Source organism: Actimicrobium antarcticum (assembly GCF_039536745.1).
GTDB lineage: Bacteria > Pseudomonadota > Gammaproteobacteria > Burkholderiales > Burkholderiaceae_D > Actimicrobium > Actimicrobium antarcticum.
The window spans coordinates 440,674-457,678 of record NZ_BAAAZE010000008.1 but is presented as its reverse complement, the minus strand read 5'-3'; the positions used below and the strand labels follow the sequence as shown (position 1 = coordinate 457,678).

The following is a 17,005-nucleotide window of genomic DNA, read 5'->3' as shown; positions in this document are numbered from 1 at the left end:
ACCCGTTTTAGCTACCGCAGACCGCAGCCCGCAACCCCCGCGTCGCCGCGACCCGCAAAGCAACCTGACGCATGTTGGGCTTCGCAGCCCAACCTACGACCCAAAGCCGCAACGCCGCCGCGCAAAGAACCGGCTGCCGGACCGCACCCGGCTTGCCTCCACGGAGCGCAACCCGTTTTAGCTACCGCAGCCCGCAGCCCGCAGCCCGCGCATCGCGGCAAATAGCTCTGCACATAGCAGCGGCCCTCCCGGCCGATATACCGACCAAGGACATGGACATCGCGTCGCGCTGTCATTTCTCCTGCTTCCTGTTCCGGGCATGGATGACAAGACAGCAGTGGCATACATACAGCCGACCGCATCGAAGATCAGGCGTTACCTATCTTTTTCCCGTTCGGCGTGCGCGCACACGAGTTGTTCTTTCCGAACGAATGGTGAGATTTCGTACGGCCAACCGTAACAGGTTGTTGAAACCGTGTAGCTGGCGAAGACGACCTAACCCGCCGCCACCGACGCCAGCCCCGGCCCGGTCTTTTTCTCGGCGGCGGTTTTCGGCGTCAGCAACGCCATCCCCAGCAGCTCCTTGAGCTGCGCCGTATTGGGCCGGCTCACCGGCACCACCGTATTGTCACGGTCGGCCATGACGACGCTGACCGTATCGTCCCCCAGTACCAGTTCGACCGCATTCGCCAGGCTGACGATGTGGCTGCGGTGCGTGCGGAAATAGGTGCTGCCATCGAGGCGTGCCTCCAGGTCGGCCAGCGACAGGTTCGACAGGTATTGATCGTCGCGGGTCACGATGGTCGTGTAGTGCCCATCGGCCTGAAAGCGCACGATGTCCTTCAGGTCGATCAGGATGACGCGGTTCTTGCGATACACCGGAATCTTGAACAGGCGACGCGGCGCGACTTCGGTGTGCGCAGGCAGCGCTCCCGGGGCGACCGTGGTGATGTCGGTCAGGTCGTAAAAAATCATGCAGGTGCCACAGATGCCGGTCGCCCCGGTCATCTTCGAGACTTTGACCACCAGCACGCGGTCCGGAATATTGATCATCATTGCTACCGGCGGTGGCGACTTCATCGGACAGCCACCAGCGCTGCCGGCCTGCAGCAACAGGCGCAACTTGTCGCGGCTTTTGTCGGGATGCATCTGTAGCACATCGATGCCGAGCAGCGTGTCCGGATCGACGCCCAGCGAATGCTCGGCCGCCGGCCCGAGGATGGTGAGCGCGGTGTCATTCATGGCGAGCACATGGTTGTCGGCGTCGAGCCAGACCATGCCAGGGTCGAACTGTTCCAGCTTGTGCTGGAAGGTTTCATGGCGATGCGGCTGTGCGGGCGCCATCACTGCACGCTCTTCGGACTGGTCATGCTGGTCTCCTGTCGGCCATTTTTGGCTCGTCACTGATTGTCGTCTATTTCTGGTAGCGATGCCTCCCGGCATTCATGGGCGTATTCCGGCGCTTCGTGCCGTGATCTCCGCAGCTCGTGCATTCACGCTGGAATGGCGTTAGTCGACGTGCAACTATCGACCACGGAACTGCGCCGTCTGGCAGGCATACCGACCATAAAAAAAAGGAGACAAGCGTGATCCCACGCCCGTTCGAATACCACGCCCCGACCACGCTGCCTGACGCCATCGCGCTGCTCAGCCAGTATGGCGACGAAGCCAAATTGCTGGCCGGTGGCCACAGCATGCTGCCGATGATGAAACTGCGTTTTGCCGAACCGGGGCACCTGATCGACTTGCGCAAGATCCCCGCACTCAAGGGTATCCGCGAAGTCGGCAATGAAATCCGCATCGGTGCCATGGCGACCGAAAACGAGCTGATCTGGTCGCCCCTGCTGCAGCAAAAATGTCCGTTGCTGGTCGAAGGCGCAGGCCTGATCTCCGACCCGCAAGTGCGCTACATGGGCACCATCGGCGGCGATATTTCGCATGCCGATCCGGCCAACGACCATCCGGCGCTGATGCTGGCGCTGAATGCCTCGTTCGTGCTCAACGGCCCCGCTGGCGAACGGGTCGTGCCAGCCGACGGCTACTTTCTCGGCATCTACTGGACCCAGCTCGAAGCCGGCGAAATCATGACCGAAATCCGCATCCCGACGCCCGCACCGGGCAGCGGTTCCTGTTACGCCAAGCTCAAGCGCAAGACCGGCGACTACGCCACTGCCGCCACGGCCGTTGTGCTGCGCATGCAGGGTGGCGTGGTGGCCGATGTGACGATCGCCCTGACCAACATGGGCGAAACCGCGCTGCGCGCAACCGCCGCCGAAGACTTTTTACGTGGCAAGGCGCTCGATGATCAGTCGATCAGCAGCGCGGCGGCACTGGCCATGCAAATTTGCAATCCGGTCGAAGACCTGCGCGGCGACGTCGCCTACAAAGTCGCGATGGCCGGCGAAATGACGCAGCGCGCCTTGCGTACTGCGCTGTCGCGCTGCACAGCCTGAATCACGATCACCTGGCCACATGGAGAAGACTATGAGTAAAAAAATGATGGTGACGTTCACACTGAACGGCAAGGAAACCGACGTCGTGGTGGAACCGCGCGAACTGCTGATCCACACCCTGCGTGAAAAATGCCTGCATACCGGGCCGCACATCGGTTGTGATTCGTCCCACTGCGGCGCCTGCACGGTCGATATCGACGGCATGTCGGTGAAGTCCTGCACGATGCTGACGGTGCAAGCCGATGGTGCCGAGATGCTGACCATCGAAGGCTTCGCCAAAGACGGCGAACTGCATGCGCTGCAGGAAGGCTTCATGCAGGAACACGGCCTGCAATGCGGCTTCTGCACGCCCGGCATGATCACCCGTGCCTACCGCCTGCTGAAAGAAAATCCGAATCCCTCCGAAGAAGACATCCGCTACTGGATGGCCGGCAACCTGTGCCGTTGCACCGGCTACCAGAACATCGTCAAGGCGATCCAGTACGCCGCCAAAAAACTGCGCGGCGAACCGGTGCAAACCTCGTATCCGCTGATGGAAACCGCTACGCACTGAGTGCCAGGAGAATCGCATGGAAACAATTCCTACCAATGAAGAACGCCTGGCCAAGCTCGAAGGCATGGGCTGTTCCCGCAAGCGTTACGAAGACCCGCGCTTCATCCAGGGCAAGGGTAATTACGTCGATGACGTGAAGATGCCCGGCATGCTGGTCGGCGTGATGGTGCGTAGCCCGTATGCCCACGCCCGCATCAAGAGCATCGATACCAGCCGCGCGCTGGCCCATCCCGGCGTGTATGCGGTACTGACCGCCGAAGACCTGAAGCCCTTGAAACTGCACTGGATGCCAACGCTGGCCGGTGACGTGCAGGCGGTGCTGGCCGATGGCAAGGTGTCGTTCCAGAATCAGGAAGTCGCGTTCGTGGTGGCCGAAGACCGCTACATCGCCGCCGATGCCGCCGAGCTGGTCGAGGTCGAGTACGACGAACTGCCGGCCGTGGTCGATCCGATGAAAGCGCTGTTCCCGGATGCACCGATCATCCGTGAAGATATCCAGGACAGCAAAGTCGGCGCGCATGGCGTACGCACGCATCCGAACCATATCTTTACCTGGGATATCGGCGACAAGGACAAGACCGACCGCGCCTTCGACAATGCCGAGATCACCGTCAAGCAGGACATGATTTACCAACGCGTGCATCCGTGCCCGCTGGAGACCTGCGGTTGCGTCGCGTCGTACGACAAGATTCGCGGCGACCTGACCGTCTACATCACGTCGCAGGCGCCGCATGTAGTGCGCACCGTGGTCGGCATGCTGTCGTCGATCCCGGAATCGAAAATCCGCATCATTTCACCGGACATCGGTGGCGGCTTCGGCAACAAGGTCGGGATTTATCCGGGCTATGTCTGCGCCATCGTCGCCTCGATCGTGCTGGGCCGTCCGGTCAAATGGATCGAATCGCGCACCGAAAACCTGACCACCACCGCCTTCGCCCGCGACTATCACATGACCGGTGAACTGGCCGCCGACAAGGATGGCAAGATCAAGGCGTTGCGCGTGCATGTCACCGCCGACCATGGCGCGTTCGATGCCTGCGCCGATCCGAGCAAGTGGCCGGCCGGGATGTTCCATGTCGTCACCGGCTCGTATGACATTCCGAATGCGTTCGTCTCGGTCGACGGGATCTATACCAACAAGTGTCCGGGTGGCGTGTCGTATCGCTGTTCGTTCCGCGTCACCGAAGCGGTGTATCTGATCGAACGGATGGTCGACGTGCTGGCGCAAAAGCTGGGCATCGACAAGGCCGAAATCCGCTTCCGTAATTTCCTGCGCAAAGACCAGTTCCCGTACCAGAGCGCGCTCGGGCTGGAGTTCGATTCCGGCGATTACGAACCGGCCCTGCGCAAGGGACTGGCCGCGATCGACTATCCGGCGATGCGCGCCGAACAGGCCGCCATGCGTGCCGATCCGACCTCAGAAACCCTGATGGGCATCGGCATTTGCACCTTCACCGAAATCGTCGGTGCGGGTCCCTCGAAGTCGTGCGACATCCTGGGCATCGGCATGTTCGATTCCTGTGAAATCCGGGTCCATCCGGATGGTTCGGCGATCGCCCGCATGGGCACCATTAGCCAGGGCCAGGGCCACCAGACCACGTATGCGCAGATCATCGCGTCGGAAGCCGGCATCCCGGCCTCGCTGATCAAGGTGGAAGAAGGCGATACCTCGACCGCGCCGTACGGACTCGGCACCTATGGTTCGCGCTCGACACCGGTGGCCGGCGCGGCGATTGCACGGGCCTCGCACAAGATCCGGGAAAAAGCCCGCAAGATCGCGGCGCACTTGCTCGAAGTCAGCCCGGACGACCTGGAATTCGACCTCGACCGTTTCGTCGTCAAGGGCGCACCGGACCAGGCCAAAACCATGAAGGAAGTCGCCTGGGCCGCGTACAACAATGTGCCGGAAGGCATGGAGATGGGACTCGAAGCGGTCGACTATTACGACCCGCCGAACTTCACGTATCCGTTTGGCGCTTACCTGTGCGTCCTCGACGTCAACCGCTTTTCGGGCGAGACGAAAGTCCGGCGCTTCTATGCGCTGGATGACTGCGGCACGCGGATCAACCCGATGATCATCGAAGGCCAGATCCATGGCGGCCTGACCGAAGGGTTTGCCGTGGCAATGGGCCAGCAACTGACCTACGACGAAGCCGGCAACGTGCTGGGTGGCACGCTGATGGATTACTTCCTGCCGACCAGCATGGAAACTCCGCACTGGGAAACCGACTTCACCGTGACGCCATCGCCGCATCATCCGATCGGCGCCAAGGGTGTCGCCGAATCGCCGCACGTGGGATCGATCCCGTGCTTTACGGCAGCGATGGTCGATGCGTTTGCCCACCTGGGCGTAACGCACATGAACATGCCGCACAACAGCTTCCGGGTCTGGCAACAGAGCCACGCGCTGGGCATCGACCAACGCTAACACCGCAGGTTGAAACGCCGACACCTCAGCAGGTGTCGGCACCCTGCCACCCCAGTACAGCACCAACATCAAGGATGGACGCATGAAAGTTGAAATCGAAAAAGTATTCCCGATGCCTTGCAATGCAACTACCGCATGGACGTTTTTACAGAACATAGAAAGTGTCGGCAATTGCATGCCGGGCGCGAAGATCACCGAGCGCATCGACGAGAACAATTATCGCGGCACGGTCAGCATCAAGGTCGGCCCGGCGTCGATGTCATTCAAGGGCACGATCGAGGTCAAGCAGGTCGATGAGGCCAACCGCATGTTGCGCCTGATTGGCAAGGGTTCCGACACCACCGGTACGTCCGGTGCATCGATGGACCTGGAAGCGACCGTAAAAGCCACCGGCGACACCTGCGAACTGGTCGGCAAGAGCGAAGTGGCCATGACCGGCAAGGCCGCCGCATTCGGCGGTCGCATGATGAACACGGTGGCCGAACAAATCCTCAAGCAGTTCGCGGCCAACTTTGCGCTGCAGGTCGCTGCGCTGCAATCGGAACAGGTCGCGCCCGTGCCGGTCGACACCTCGCTCAATGGACTGGCACTCGGCTGGGCCATCGTGCGCGACTGGTTCCGCGGATTGTTTTCCGCCAAGTCGGCCTGAGGCGGAACAAGACCGTGTCGACTGACCGCATGCACGATGTCACCGCACTGCAAAAGCGCCTGCAGCAGCAGGGCTATATTGCCGAGCAAAGCCTGAGTGCGACCTTGCTGCTGATGACCGAAATGGGTCGCCCGCTGTTGCTGGAAGGCGAAGCCGGTGTCGGCAAAACCGAGATCGCCAAAGTGCTCGCGCGGGTCCACGACACCCGCCTGATCCGCCTGCAATGCTACGAAGGACTGGACGCGCATTCGGCGCTGTACGAATGGAATTACCAGCGCCAGTTACTCGCCATCAAACTGCTGGAGAACGACACGCGGCCGATGGCCGACAAGGAACAGGACATTTTTTCGGAGCGCTATTTGCTCAAGCGGCCACTGCTCGATGCGATCACCAGCAGCACCGCGCCGGTCCTGCTGATCGATGAAATCGACCGTGCCGACGAAGCGTTCGAAGCCTATCTGATGGAGTTGTTGTCGGATTTCCAGATCTCGATTCCGGAGCTCGGCACCATCACTGCGCTGGCCCGGCCGATCGTAATCCTGACCTCGAATGGCACCCGCGAATTGTCGGACGCGTTGCGCCGGCGCTGCCTGTATCAGTACGTCGATTACCCGAACTTCGACAAGGAATTGCTGATCGTCGAAACGCGGATGCCGGACGCACCGGCGCGCTTGGCGCGGCAGGTAGTCGAATTCGTGCAGTCGCTGCGACAGATGGATTTGCAGAAAAAACCCGGCATCGCCGAAACGCTGGACTGGGCCGCTGCGCTGTTGCGCCTGGGCGTGAGCAGTTTCGATGACGATGGCATTGCGCGGATCATGGATTCGCTGTCGGCGCTGGTCAAAACCCGCGAAGACCGCGCCAGCCTGACGCGCTCCGTGGTCGAAAAAATCGCGGCGGCTTGCTGATGTCGGTCGCCACCGAAGCGCGTGTCGACTACATCGATCTGGAGGCCGCGCTGGCCGCACGCTATGTCGGCTTCGTCGGTTTCCTGCGTGAAAATGGCCTGCGCGTGGCCAGTGTCGACGGGGCCGATGCGATGAATATTGCCGACCGCATGGGTCAGTTCAGCGGCCCGCTGTTGCGCTGGTCTCTGCGCGCGCTGCTGTGTTCGCGGGCGGAAGACTGGGCCCGTTTCGATGGCTTGTTCGCGACCTATTTCCTGCCGCCGAACCGGCAGGCGCTGGTCGAAACCCACGCCGGTGGTGCCGGCCAGCTGGACCTGCGTGATGAGGCTGGCGGCTTGCGCGACAGCAGCGAAGGCAACGCGGTCGCAGGTGGCGCGGGCAACGACAGTGCCGAGGCCGATGGCGGTGCCGCGCAACACGGCGCGAGTGGCGATGAAGCGCTGGCCCGGGCTGATTTCCAGCACCTGAATCAGCCGGACGAAGTGCGTGCGCTGGATGCACTGATCCGGCGTTTTGCGCAGCGCCTGCGGCTGATTGCGCTGCGGCGCGAACAGGCCGCGAACAGCGGTTTGCGGATCGACCTGGCGCGCACGATCCGGCGCAGCGTTGCGCATGGCGGCTTGCCGCTGGACCTGGCGTGGCGGCAAAAACGGCGCGTGCGTCCGCGCCTGATCCTGCTGCTGGATGTCAGCCGATCGATGAGTCTGTACAGCTTTTTTTACCTGCGGCTGGCACGGGCGCTGTCGTCGCAGCTGACCGATGTGCACTGCTTTTTGTACCACACGCAACTGGTCGGCATCGGCGAAGCCTTGCGCGATCCGGACCCGTGGCGCTCGCAGGAACGGCTGCAACTGTTGTCGGCCGGCTGGGCTGGCGGCACCCGCATCGGCGACTGCCTGAGCGAATTCAATCAGCGCCACGGCCGCACTCTGCTGCATGCGCGCAGCGCCGTCATCATCGTCAGCGATGGCTACAATACCGGCCCGCCGGACAAGCTGGTGAGTGCATTGACGGCACTGCGCCGGCGCGCCCGCCGCCTGGTCTGGCTGAACCCGCTGGCCAGCCGGCCAGGCTACACACCATCGAGTGCCGGCATGCAGGCAGCACTGCCCTGCCTCGATCTGTTTGCCCCCGGTAGCGACCTGGCCAGCATCGAACGTGTACTGCCCCAACTGCTACGGACACTGCAATGATGACTGAACCCTCGGTGTTGCCACTGGCAGCACAATACCTCGCGCAGGACACGCCGTTTGTCGTCGTCACGGTGATCCGTGCCGCGTCGCCCACCTCGGCATATGTCGGTGCGCAAGCGCTGGTCGATGGCGCTGGCACGCTGCACGGCTGGGTCGGCGGCGGCTGCGCGCAAGGCGTCGTGATTACGGCAGCATTGCAGGTGCTGCAGAGCGGCGAAGCCCGGCTCATACGCATCAGTAATGACGGTAGCCTGAGTCCGGCCGATGTCGAACAACATGCGATGCCCTGTGCCAGCAATGGCTCGCTGGAATTGTTCCTGCAGTCGATGGCGACTGCGCCATTGCTGGTGGTCCTCGGCACCACGCCGGCGGCGCAGGAATGTCGCGTGCTCGGGCAGCGCATGGGATTGCGCGTGGCGGGTGACGGGCTCGATCTCGCCACCTTGAACACGCTGCAACCACGCTACGTGCTGGTGGCGACACAAGGCGATGGCGACGAGGCCGCACTCGACGCCGCATTGCGCAGTAGCGCCGTGTCGGTGCTGATGATCGCCAGCGCACGCAAGGCCAACCAGTTGCGCCAGGCCATGCAGGTGCGCGGCATTCCGGCCGCGCGGATTGCGGCCTTGCACGCGCCTGCCGGGCCGGATATTCATGCCCATACGCCGGTCGAAATTGCGCTGGCTGCGATTGCGGCCGTGGTTACGCTACGGCGCGCAGGTGCACCTGTCTCCGCCTTTGATGTACAGCCACTGCCAGCACTGCCGGCCAACCTCTACATCAACCCGGTCTGCGGCAAGGTGATCGATCAGGCCACCGCAAAACACGTCATCGAACTCGGTGGCATGACCCACTATTTTTGCTGTGACGGTTGCAAGGTCAAGTTCGATCTGGCGCCCGACAAGTACCTTGCCATTGCGCGCACAACCTCCACCGGTGTCACCGCATGAGCACGCCCCTCGATCTGAAATCACTCTGGGGCATCCCGCTGGCGAGCGCCCGTTTTGCCCGGGCCGACAACGTCAATCCCGAATTGCTGCGCGCCTTTAAAGCGATGCGCCTGCTCGATCCGCGCCCGCCCGGTCCGCATGCTGCCAGCTTTTATGCCAGTAACGACGACTTGCTGCAGCGCTGCCAGATGCCCGAAATGGAAGCGCTGTTCGGCTTCATTGCAGGCCAGCTCGGCGAAACCGTCAGCGCGCTGAACCGGCAGGCCTGGCAGGACAACGGCATCGGCGGCGCCCGCATCGTGATGGCCGGCAGCTGGTTTCAGATGCAGAACGACGGCGCGTTCCATGATGTGCATACGCATGGCAATGCGTCATGGTCGGGCGTGTATTACCTCGATATCGATCCGGCCGAACTGCGCGCCGCGCATCCGGTCTATGGCGTACGCAATGGCGTGTTGCGCTTTTATGGTCCGTGGTGGGATCAGCTGGCCGGTGCGCACATCGATGCCGGCAATGCGTATCTGATGGACGCGCATCTGGATATCGTCCCGGAGCCGGGCCTGCTGGTGCTGTTTCCATCGCACCTCAAGCACCAGGCGTTTCCGTACAGCGGCACGCGTGATCGCGTCGTGATTTCGTTCAATGCGCGGGTCGAGGCCAAGGGTGGCGCGGCGTTCCGGTCGTATGACTTTTCCTGAGCCATCGACGAACAGTTTTGCCGCCGTCGTGCTGGCGGCGGGTAACTCGTCGCGGATGGCTGGCCGGCACAAACTGCTGTTGCCGGTAGGCGATGAGCCGGCGCTGCGGCGTACGGTGCGCGCGTTGCTGGACGCCGGTCCTGCCGAAGTCGTGGTGGTGACCGGATTCAATGCAGCCGCCGTGAGCGCTGCGTTGCATGGCCTGCCGGTCCGATTCACCCACAATCCGCGCTGGCAGGAAGGACAGATGACATCGGTCGCCAGCGGTATTGCTGCGCTGCAGGTACCATGTTCGACGATCATGGTGTGTCTGGCAGACCAGATCCTGCTGGCGGCGGACGATTACACCGTGCTGGCACGGGCATTTGCCGCACGCGCCAGCGGCTCGATCATGGTGCCGCAGTTCGCCGGACAGCGTGGCAACCCGGTGCTGTTTGCCGCGAGCCATGCCGACAGCATCGTCGCCGGCGAGCGCAATCTCGGTTGCCGCAAGCTGATCGACGACAACCCGGATCAGGTCGTGGCGTTCACTGCAAACCATGACCGCTACACGACCGACATGGATACACCGCAGGATTACGAACGGCTGCTGGCGCGTCTCGGGCTGACGCCATGAAACGGGCTGCATGGCTCGCGGCGGCGGTGATGCTGACGCTGGTCGGCGTCGCGCAATCTTCGTGGCAGGCGCTCGCGATGCTGCTCAGCGGCCTCGCGATACTGGCAGGTTTTCGGGTGCTGGGACGATTGCATCCCGGCAGCCACGGCATGACCGCACCCCAGACGATGCTGGTGCTCGGCATGCTGGGGATGCTGGCGGGATTGCTGCTGGATGCGCAGGGACCGGGGCTGGCGATGCTGACGGCGCTGTGCAGTTCTGGCAGCGCGATGAATGTGCCGACGATGCTGAGCTTGCACTGGCAGTGGCTGCCGGCGATGCATGTCGGCATGCTCGCCGGCGGTCTGGCGACCATGCCGTGGTTGCGGCTGACAAGGCAGCATTGCCGCCGCCAGTTGTGCGCACGCGTTGCGCAAAACATCGGTTGTTTTGCGTGGATGCTGGCAGGCATGAGCATCAGCGTGCTGGTGTTTCAGCCGGCCAGCGCGTCCGCGATGCTCGCCGGGATGTTTGCCGGGATGGTCTGGGGCATGGTGGCGGGTGTGGCGATGATCCGGCTATATTTCAAGATGACAGCGCAGAGTACGAAAACGGCCAGCATGACTGGCGAACAGGAAGGTGTGTGATATGGACAGTACGGATCTCTCGGTATTAAAAACCTGCATCACCTGGCTGGAAGCCGGGCATCGCGTCGTGCTGGCCACGGTGGTGCAAACCTGGGGCTCGGCGCCGCGTCCGGTGGGTGCCTGGCTGGCCATCCGCGACGACGGACAGGTGGTGGGTTCGGTCTCGGGTGGCTGTGTCGAAGATGACCTGATCGTGCGCGTGCGCACCGACCTGCTCGACACCGCCCTGCCGCAAGTGGTGCGGTACGGCGTCTCGCGCGATGAAGCAGCGCGCTTTGGCTTGCCCTGTGGCGGGACCTTGCGCCTGGTGGTGGAACCGCATCCGGAACTGGCGCTGTTGCGAACACTCCTGGCACGCACCACCGCAAAACGGCTGACCGCACGGGTGCTGGACATGGCAACCGGCAAGGCCACGTTAGTCGATGCGGACCGCACCGAGGTGCTCGATTTTGATGAGTACACGCTGCGCACGATGTTCGGTCCGCGCTGGCGTCTGGTGCTGATCGGCGCCGGCCAGTTGTCGCGCTATGTCGCCCAGATTGCGCTGGGTGCCGACTACGACGTGGTGGTGATCGATCCGCGCGACGAGTTTGCCGATGGCTTCGGCATGCCGGAAGTCACGTTCTCGCGTGGCATGCCGGACGACGTGATCGTCGAGCTGGTGATGGATACCCACACCGCCATCGTCGCGCTGACCCATGATCCGAAACTCGATGACCTCGCGCTGATGGAAGGCCTGAAATCAGCCGCGTTTTATATCGGCGCACTGGGCAGTCGCGCCAACACCGCCAAGCGCAAGGAACGCCTGCTGGAATTCGACCTGACCGCCACCGAAATCGACCGCTTGCACGGCCCAGCGGGCTTGTACCTCGGCTCGTCCAGTCCGGCTGAAATGGCCATCTCGATCCTGGCAGAAATCACGGCGGCGAAGTACCGCGTGCCTATCCTGCAAAAGCGCCTGATTCCGACCGGACAGCTGGTCGAACGGGCGCTGACGATGGAAGGTTTGCACAGCACGTAAGTCCTTGCCCTGCAATTCATGCGGCTAGCCCAGACAGCCGGGCCGGGCCGCCCCGATCCGCCGGCGTAGTCACACGGCGCGATCGCCCTGGTGTGATCGATGCGCTCCTTGGTGGCATGTTGTCATCGTCACGTAGCAATACGTTGATAACTTGCGTTGCTCAACAGGCAACTGTTCGCAAGAAAACATACGACTCTCCCCACCATCCAGGACCCCCATCATGATCCATCGAAAACTTCTCCCCCTGTTACTGGCCGCCCTGTTTTCCGCGCCCGCCGCGCACGCCAGTATCAACCTGCTCGCCATCGGCAGCCTGAGCGGCAGCTTTAGTGACCTGTCGAGCCAGACGGCAGGCATGCTGGAAAACGGGATCGCCGGCAACGTCCTGGGTGGCCTCGGTTCAGGACTGGCTTATGCCGGTAACAATACTTTCATCGCAACGCCGGATCGCGGCCCGAATGCGACGCCCTACAACACCCTGGTCGATGATACGAGCTCGTATATCGCGCGCTTCCAGACCATCAGGATGGGTCTGAGCGCCAACACCTCGGGCACCGGACTGGCCTTCAACCTGACACCGACGCTGGTCGCCACCACGCTGCTGTCGAGCCCGACGGCGCTGACCTACGGCAGCGGCGCCGGGCTCAATCTGGGCACTGGTGCACCGGCTCTCAATGCACTGAACGGCACGAATTACTTCACCGGACGCTCGGACAATTTCAACCCGGCGCTGACGTCGGCCAACACCGCCAATGCGCGCTTCGACCCCGAAGGCGTGCGCGTCTCGGCGGATGGCAAAAGCGTTTTTATCTCCGATGAATACGGTCCGTATGTGTATCAATTCGACCGCGCTACCGGTGCCCGCATCAAGGCGTTCGCCCTGCCCGCGAACCTGGCCGTGACTACTCTCAGCGCGCAAGGCGCTGTGGAAATCAATGGCAACACCGTCGGTCGCGTTGCCAACAAGGGCATGGAAGGCCTGGCCATTTCGCCGGATGGCAAGACGCTGGTCGGCATCATGCAGGCACCGCTGGAGCAGGATACAAAGAAAAATGTGCGCATCGTCACCATCGACATTGCGTCGGGTGCCACGCACGAATACGCCTACAAGCTGACTACCGGTTCCGGCGTCAGTGAAATCGTCGCCCTTAACGATCATCAATTCCTGGTCGACGAACGCGATGGCAAGGGACTCGGTGATGGCACCTCCGCGGTGATCAAGCAACTCTACAAAATCGACCTGACCGGCGCGACCGATGTCTCCGGCATGAAGGGCGATCTGTCTGCCAGCGCCATCAGCAAGACCCTGTTCCTCGACGTGGTCGGCGTGCTCAATGCCAACGGCATCACTGCTGACAAGATTCCGGCCAAGATCGAAGGACTGGCCTTCGGCAGCGACGTGACCGTCAATGGCGTCCTGACCCACACGCTGTATGTGGCGAACGACAACGACTTCGTCGCTGGCGTGGCCGGTGACAACAAGTTTTATGTGTTTGGCGTCACCGATGCCGATTTGCTGAATGCCGGTGTCAGCTACACCGCCCAGTCGATCTCGCCGGTACCTGAACCACAAACCTGGGCCTTGATGCTGACGGGTCTGGGCTTGATGGGTTTCAGCGCACGTCGTCGCCGGTCCGGCGCGACCATCTGGTCGGCAAAGTAAGTCATTGCACAGGCCGGCGGACGAGGTCTCGTCCTGCCGGCAGTTTTCGGCGCGCGCACAGTGCAGTCGTCCCGATAGTTCCCCATTTTCATTGATACCGCGCCTCAAGCAGATTGGAGTCTGCGCGATATCAAGGTAGTACCCCCAACGCAGTCGACAATCACCGGAGAAATCCGGCTGACCACCTGTGAGCGACATTCGAGAAACAAGGCCTGCCATGCCGGATTTCTTTCGATCGCATTTCTCTACAGGAGGTTATTTGATGAATACCCAGGCAACCCAACTTGCGCACGGTGGCGTGCGGCAGCCGACCGGACGCACTCGCTGCGTGATACTCGATCAGCTAATGCGGTTCCGGTTCATGGCCGCGCTGCTGACGCTGCTTTCCTCCGCGGCATTTGCTGCACCGTTCGTCTATGTCGGCAACAGCTCGACCAACGAATTCAGTGTCACGGATATGGCCAACTTCAAGACCCGCGTGCTGTTTCCGCTCGGTGGCACGACCCGTATCGTCGCCAACGAAGCCTCCGAAAAAGTATTCATCAATACCAGTACCGGCATCACGATTCTGGATGCGAACAATGACAAGGTCCTCGGCAAAATTGCCATTCCGACGCCCGTCACCGACCTGGTCGCCGATGCAACGGGCAACCGCCTGTATGCAATCAGTGGCGCAGTGGTACGGGTCATCGATGTCGTCAAGCTGAAAATCATCGCCATCCTGACACTGCCGGCGGCAACGCTGGCGCTGGTGGCTGACGAGGATGGCGTCAACGCCTACGCATTGACGCCCGGCAAAGTCAACGTGATCCGCGCACGTAACGGTGCACCTTGGACCACGATCCCGGTCAACCAGTCGGCGACCACACTGGCCATCGATCAGCACGGCGAGAAACTCTATGTGGCCAGCAGCGGACCGACCAGCGCCAACGGCAACCTGGGCACAGCAGCGGTTACCGTCATCAACACCGGCAATTTCAAGGCTGAAAAAATCATTCCCACCGCCGGTCTCGCCGCCGACGTGCATCCGAATGCGCTGCAGCTCAGCCCGAAAGGCGACAAGGTGTATGTGTTCGGCGGCGGTTCCACCACGACGTCGGTCAAGTATCTGGTACTGGACACGGTATCCGGCGTGGCTCGCGCAGTGGTAGTACCGATTACCAAATCACCGCAGTTCAACCTGACCGTGTACAGCGGCCCGACGCTGCTCAGCCCGGATGGAAAAAAACTCTACGTCGGCGGCGGATCGAGTCCGAACAGCAGTCAGATTGCCGAAATCGATACCGCCACCGCGACCAATACACGGGTACTGAACATGCCGTCCAACGGCTCGGAATATCACTATCTGACGGGCCTTTCTAGTAGTTACACGAATCGTCGGCTGGTGCTGATCGGCTTTATTTTCGAGCATCGCATCCACAGTGCCGGCGAACCGCACAGCGTCGGTTTTGTGGATGTCGATAGTGGAACAACGCTCGCCAATGTCACGTTCCAGCAAAGTGCAACAAGTTCGAGGTTGTATGGCGACGTGCTCGACCCGGTCGATCAGCGTGAGCACTCCACGACAACCGTGGTGGAGGGAGCGGGATCGGTGCCCCTGAACGACACCCTGACCTTGGTCGCCAGGGTCAGAGGCGTTGCACCGACCGGCCGTGTCGTGTTCCGGTTCGTGGATGACACGGACCTGACCAACGACCAGATAGTGCGGGTACGCGTCAAAATGAACGGCGACAGCGCGACGCTGACGCTGCCGGGCTGCAACCAGCCCTGGGACGACGCCGCCCTGAAAAAAATCGCCTGCACCTCACGCTTCCTGGTCAGCGCCCGCTATCGCGGCGATGACGATAACCTCAGAAGCACTTCGCAGGACGTGGTGGGGTTCCGGTTCTGATATCGATGCATAGGCGACCCGTCGGGCGCGCTGAACGCCACTGAAGCTTGGCGCGTGGGCTGACTACCGGCCCACGCCCTGGCGGCCTCGATCATTCTCCGGTCTGGCTGCCCGCAGCACTACCCGCATCACTACCCGATAACGCCGGAACGGCTTGCACCGGTCCGTTCGTCACCTGATTTCTTCGCCCGATCGGCCATCGGGCCGGACTATCCATCGGACGTTTTATAATCCCGCCACACGCCGGCAATCGCCGCGCTCCATTCAGCTCGCACCAAGGATCACGCAATGACTACCCCTACTTCCGGCGCCCTCGTCCTGTTCAGCGGCGGCCAGGACTCCACCACGTGTGTCGCGTGGGCACTGCAGCGTTATGAACGGGTCGAAACCATCGGCTTCGACTACGGCCAGCGGCACGCAATCGAAATGACCGTGCGACCTGCCGTGCTGGCCCAAATTCGTGCGCAATCTGCCGACTGGGCACGCAAGCTCGGTGAAGATCACGTGATCGATCTGTCGCTGATCGGTAAGATTTCGGATACGGCGCTGACCAGCAACGTCGAAATTGCGATGCTGGAAAATGGCTTGCCGAACACCTTCGTACCAGGTCGCAATTTGCTGTTCATGATGGTGGCCGCGACGCTGGCGTACCGGCGCGGGCTGGATGTGCTGGTGGGCGGGATGTGCGAGACCGATTTTTCCGGTTATCCGGATTGCCGCGACGATACGATGAAGGCGCTGCAGGTCACGCTGAACCTCGGCATGGCCACCCGCCTGAAAGTCGAGACGCCGCTGATGTGGATCGACAAGGCCGATAGCTGGGCACTGGCCGAGTCGCTCGGTGGCAGTGCGCTGGTCGACCTGATCCGCACCGGCACCCATACCTGCTATCTGGGCGAGCGCGGCGCGCTGCATGACTGGGGATATGGCTGCGGCACTTGTCCGGCATGCGCGTTACGGGCAAACGGCTATGCACAGTACCGACAGCGAAAGATCAGCGGCGTCACGAACGATGCGTAAATTCATCGAAATCCGTTCGTACAGTATCGAACCCGGCACCCGCAATGAATTCGATCTGCGCCTGCGCGAACAGATGCTGCCGTTGCTGGCGCAGCGCGGCATCGATGTCGTGGCCTGCCGAGCGTCCTTGCACGATGAAACCAGTTACTACCTGATTCGCGCCTATGACAGCCTGGCCCATCGCGCGCAAAGCCAGGAGTCGATGTTCGACCACCCAGAATGGAAAGAAGGACCGCGCGAGGCGATCCTTTCTCTGGTCGACAGTTATACCTCGGTGGTCATCGAGATGGACGAGGTGACGATACAGGCGTTGCGGCAGGATGCCTGAACATCACC

Annotated in this window: 15 protein-coding genes and 2 pseudogenes; 16 read left to right on the top strand and 1 reads right to left on the bottom strand. The window is 61.9% G+C overall.

Annotated features, from left to right (window positions below):
* Positions 1–495: 495 nt before the first annotated feature.
* The gene (locus tag ABD720_RS09955) at positions 496–1,404 is read right to left on the bottom strand and encodes a LytR/AlgR family response regulator transcription factor (protein WP_344763129.1); all 909 of its coding nucleotides are present in this window, start codon (positions 1,402–1,404) and stop codon (positions 496–498) included.
* 182 nt (positions 1,405–1,586) lie between these two features.
* Here ABD720_RS09955 and ABD720_RS09950 point away from each other — a divergent pair, with 182 nt between their 5' ends.
* The 16 genes and pseudogenes from ABD720_RS09950 (at position 1,587) to ABD720_RS09880 (ending at position 16,997) form a co-directional block, all read left to right on the top strand.
* Positions 1,587–2,453 (top strand): FAD binding domain-containing protein, encoded by an 867-nt coding sequence (locus ABD720_RS09950; RefSeq protein ID WP_344763128.1) that lies wholly within the window; start codon positions 1,587–1,589, stop codon positions 2,451–2,453.
* Between the two features lie 31 nt (positions 2,454–2,484).
* Complete coding sequence (locus tag ABD720_RS09945; protein ID WP_344763127.1) at positions 2,485–3,006, top strand: (2Fe-2S)-binding protein; 522 nt, start codon at positions 2,485–2,487, stop codon at positions 3,004–3,006.
* A gap of 16 nt (positions 3,007–3,022) precedes the next feature.
* The gene (locus tag ABD720_RS09940; protein WP_344763126.1) at positions 3,023–5,434 is read left to right on the top strand and encodes an aerobic carbon-monoxide dehydrogenase large subunit; all 2,412 of its coding nucleotides are present in this window, start codon (positions 3,023–3,025) and stop codon (positions 5,432–5,434) included.
* 82 nt (positions 5,435–5,516) lie between these two features.
* Entirely contained in the window at positions 5,517–6,083 is a 567-nt protein-coding gene (locus ABD720_RS09935; RefSeq protein WP_344763125.1) for an SRPBCC family protein, read from the top strand.
* Between the two features lie 14 nt (positions 6,084–6,097).
* Positions 6,098–6,991 (top strand): AAA family ATPase, encoded by an 894-nt coding sequence (locus ABD720_RS09930; protein ID WP_344763124.1) that lies wholly within the window; start codon positions 6,098–6,100, stop codon positions 6,989–6,991.
* Positions 6,991–8,184, top strand: coding sequence for a vWA domain-containing protein (locus tag ABD720_RS09925; RefSeq protein WP_344763123.1), 1,194 nt, complete (start codon positions 6,991–6,993; stop codon positions 8,182–8,184). Before ABD720_RS09930 ends, ABD720_RS09925 begins: the two co-directional genes overlap by 1 nt.
* Positions 8,181–9,134 (top strand): XdhC family protein, encoded by a 954-nt coding sequence (locus ABD720_RS09920; RefSeq protein WP_344763122.1) that lies wholly within the window; start codon positions 8,181–8,183, stop codon positions 9,132–9,134. The genes ABD720_RS09925 and ABD720_RS09920 overlap by 4 nt, the downstream gene beginning before the upstream one ends.
* Complete coding sequence (locus ABD720_RS09915; protein WP_344763121.1) at positions 9,131–9,832, top strand: putative 2OG-Fe(II) oxygenase; 702 nt, start codon at positions 9,131–9,133, stop codon at positions 9,830–9,832. Before ABD720_RS09920 ends, ABD720_RS09915 begins: the two co-directional genes overlap by 4 nt.
* Positions 9,819–10,448 (top strand): nucleotidyltransferase family protein, encoded by a 630-nt coding sequence (locus ABD720_RS09910; RefSeq protein WP_344763120.1) that lies wholly within the window; start codon positions 9,819–9,821, stop codon positions 10,446–10,448. Before ABD720_RS09915 ends, ABD720_RS09910 begins: the two co-directional genes overlap by 14 nt.
* Positions 10,445–11,074: a hypothetical protein gene (locus tag ABD720_RS09905; RefSeq protein ID WP_344763119.1), complete on the top strand. Its 630-nt coding sequence runs from the start codon at positions 10,445–10,447 to the stop codon at positions 11,072–11,074. The genes ABD720_RS09910 and ABD720_RS09905 overlap by 4 nt, the downstream gene beginning before the upstream one ends.
* A 1-nt stretch (position 11,075) precedes the next feature.
* Positions 11,076–12,095, top strand: a complete 1,020-nt coding sequence (locus ABD720_RS09900) for an XdhC family protein (RefSeq protein ID WP_344763118.1) — start codon at positions 11,076–11,078, stop codon at positions 12,093–12,095.
* 220 nt (positions 12,096–12,315) lie between these two features.
* A pseudogene (locus tag ABD720_RS09895) lies at positions 12,316–13,539 on the top strand (esterase-like activity of phytase family protein); the annotation flags it as partial.
* 102 nt (positions 13,540–13,641) lie between these two features.
* Positions 13,642–13,758 (top strand): annotated as a pseudogene (locus ABD720_RS19325) (PEPxxWA-CTERM sorting domain-containing protein); the annotation flags it as partial.
* 262 nt (positions 13,759–14,020) lie between these two features.
* On the top strand, positions 14,021–15,649 hold the full coding sequence (locus ABD720_RS09890; RefSeq protein WP_344763116.1) for a YncE family protein: 1,629 nt from the start codon (positions 14,021–14,023) through the stop codon (positions 15,647–15,649).
* Positions 15,650–15,937: 288 nt separating this feature from the next.
* The gene (gene queC, locus ABD720_RS09885) at positions 15,938–16,669 is read left to right on the top strand and encodes a 7-cyano-7-deazaguanine synthase QueC (RefSeq protein WP_344763115.1); all 732 of its coding nucleotides are present in this window, start codon (positions 15,938–15,940) and stop codon (positions 16,667–16,669) included.
* Positions 16,662–16,997, top strand: a complete 336-nt coding sequence (locus ABD720_RS09880; RefSeq protein WP_344763114.1) for an NIPSNAP family protein — start codon at positions 16,662–16,664, stop codon at positions 16,995–16,997. Before queC ends, ABD720_RS09880 begins: the two co-directional genes overlap by 8 nt.
* The last annotated feature ends 8 nt before the right edge of the window (positions 16,998–17,005 follow it).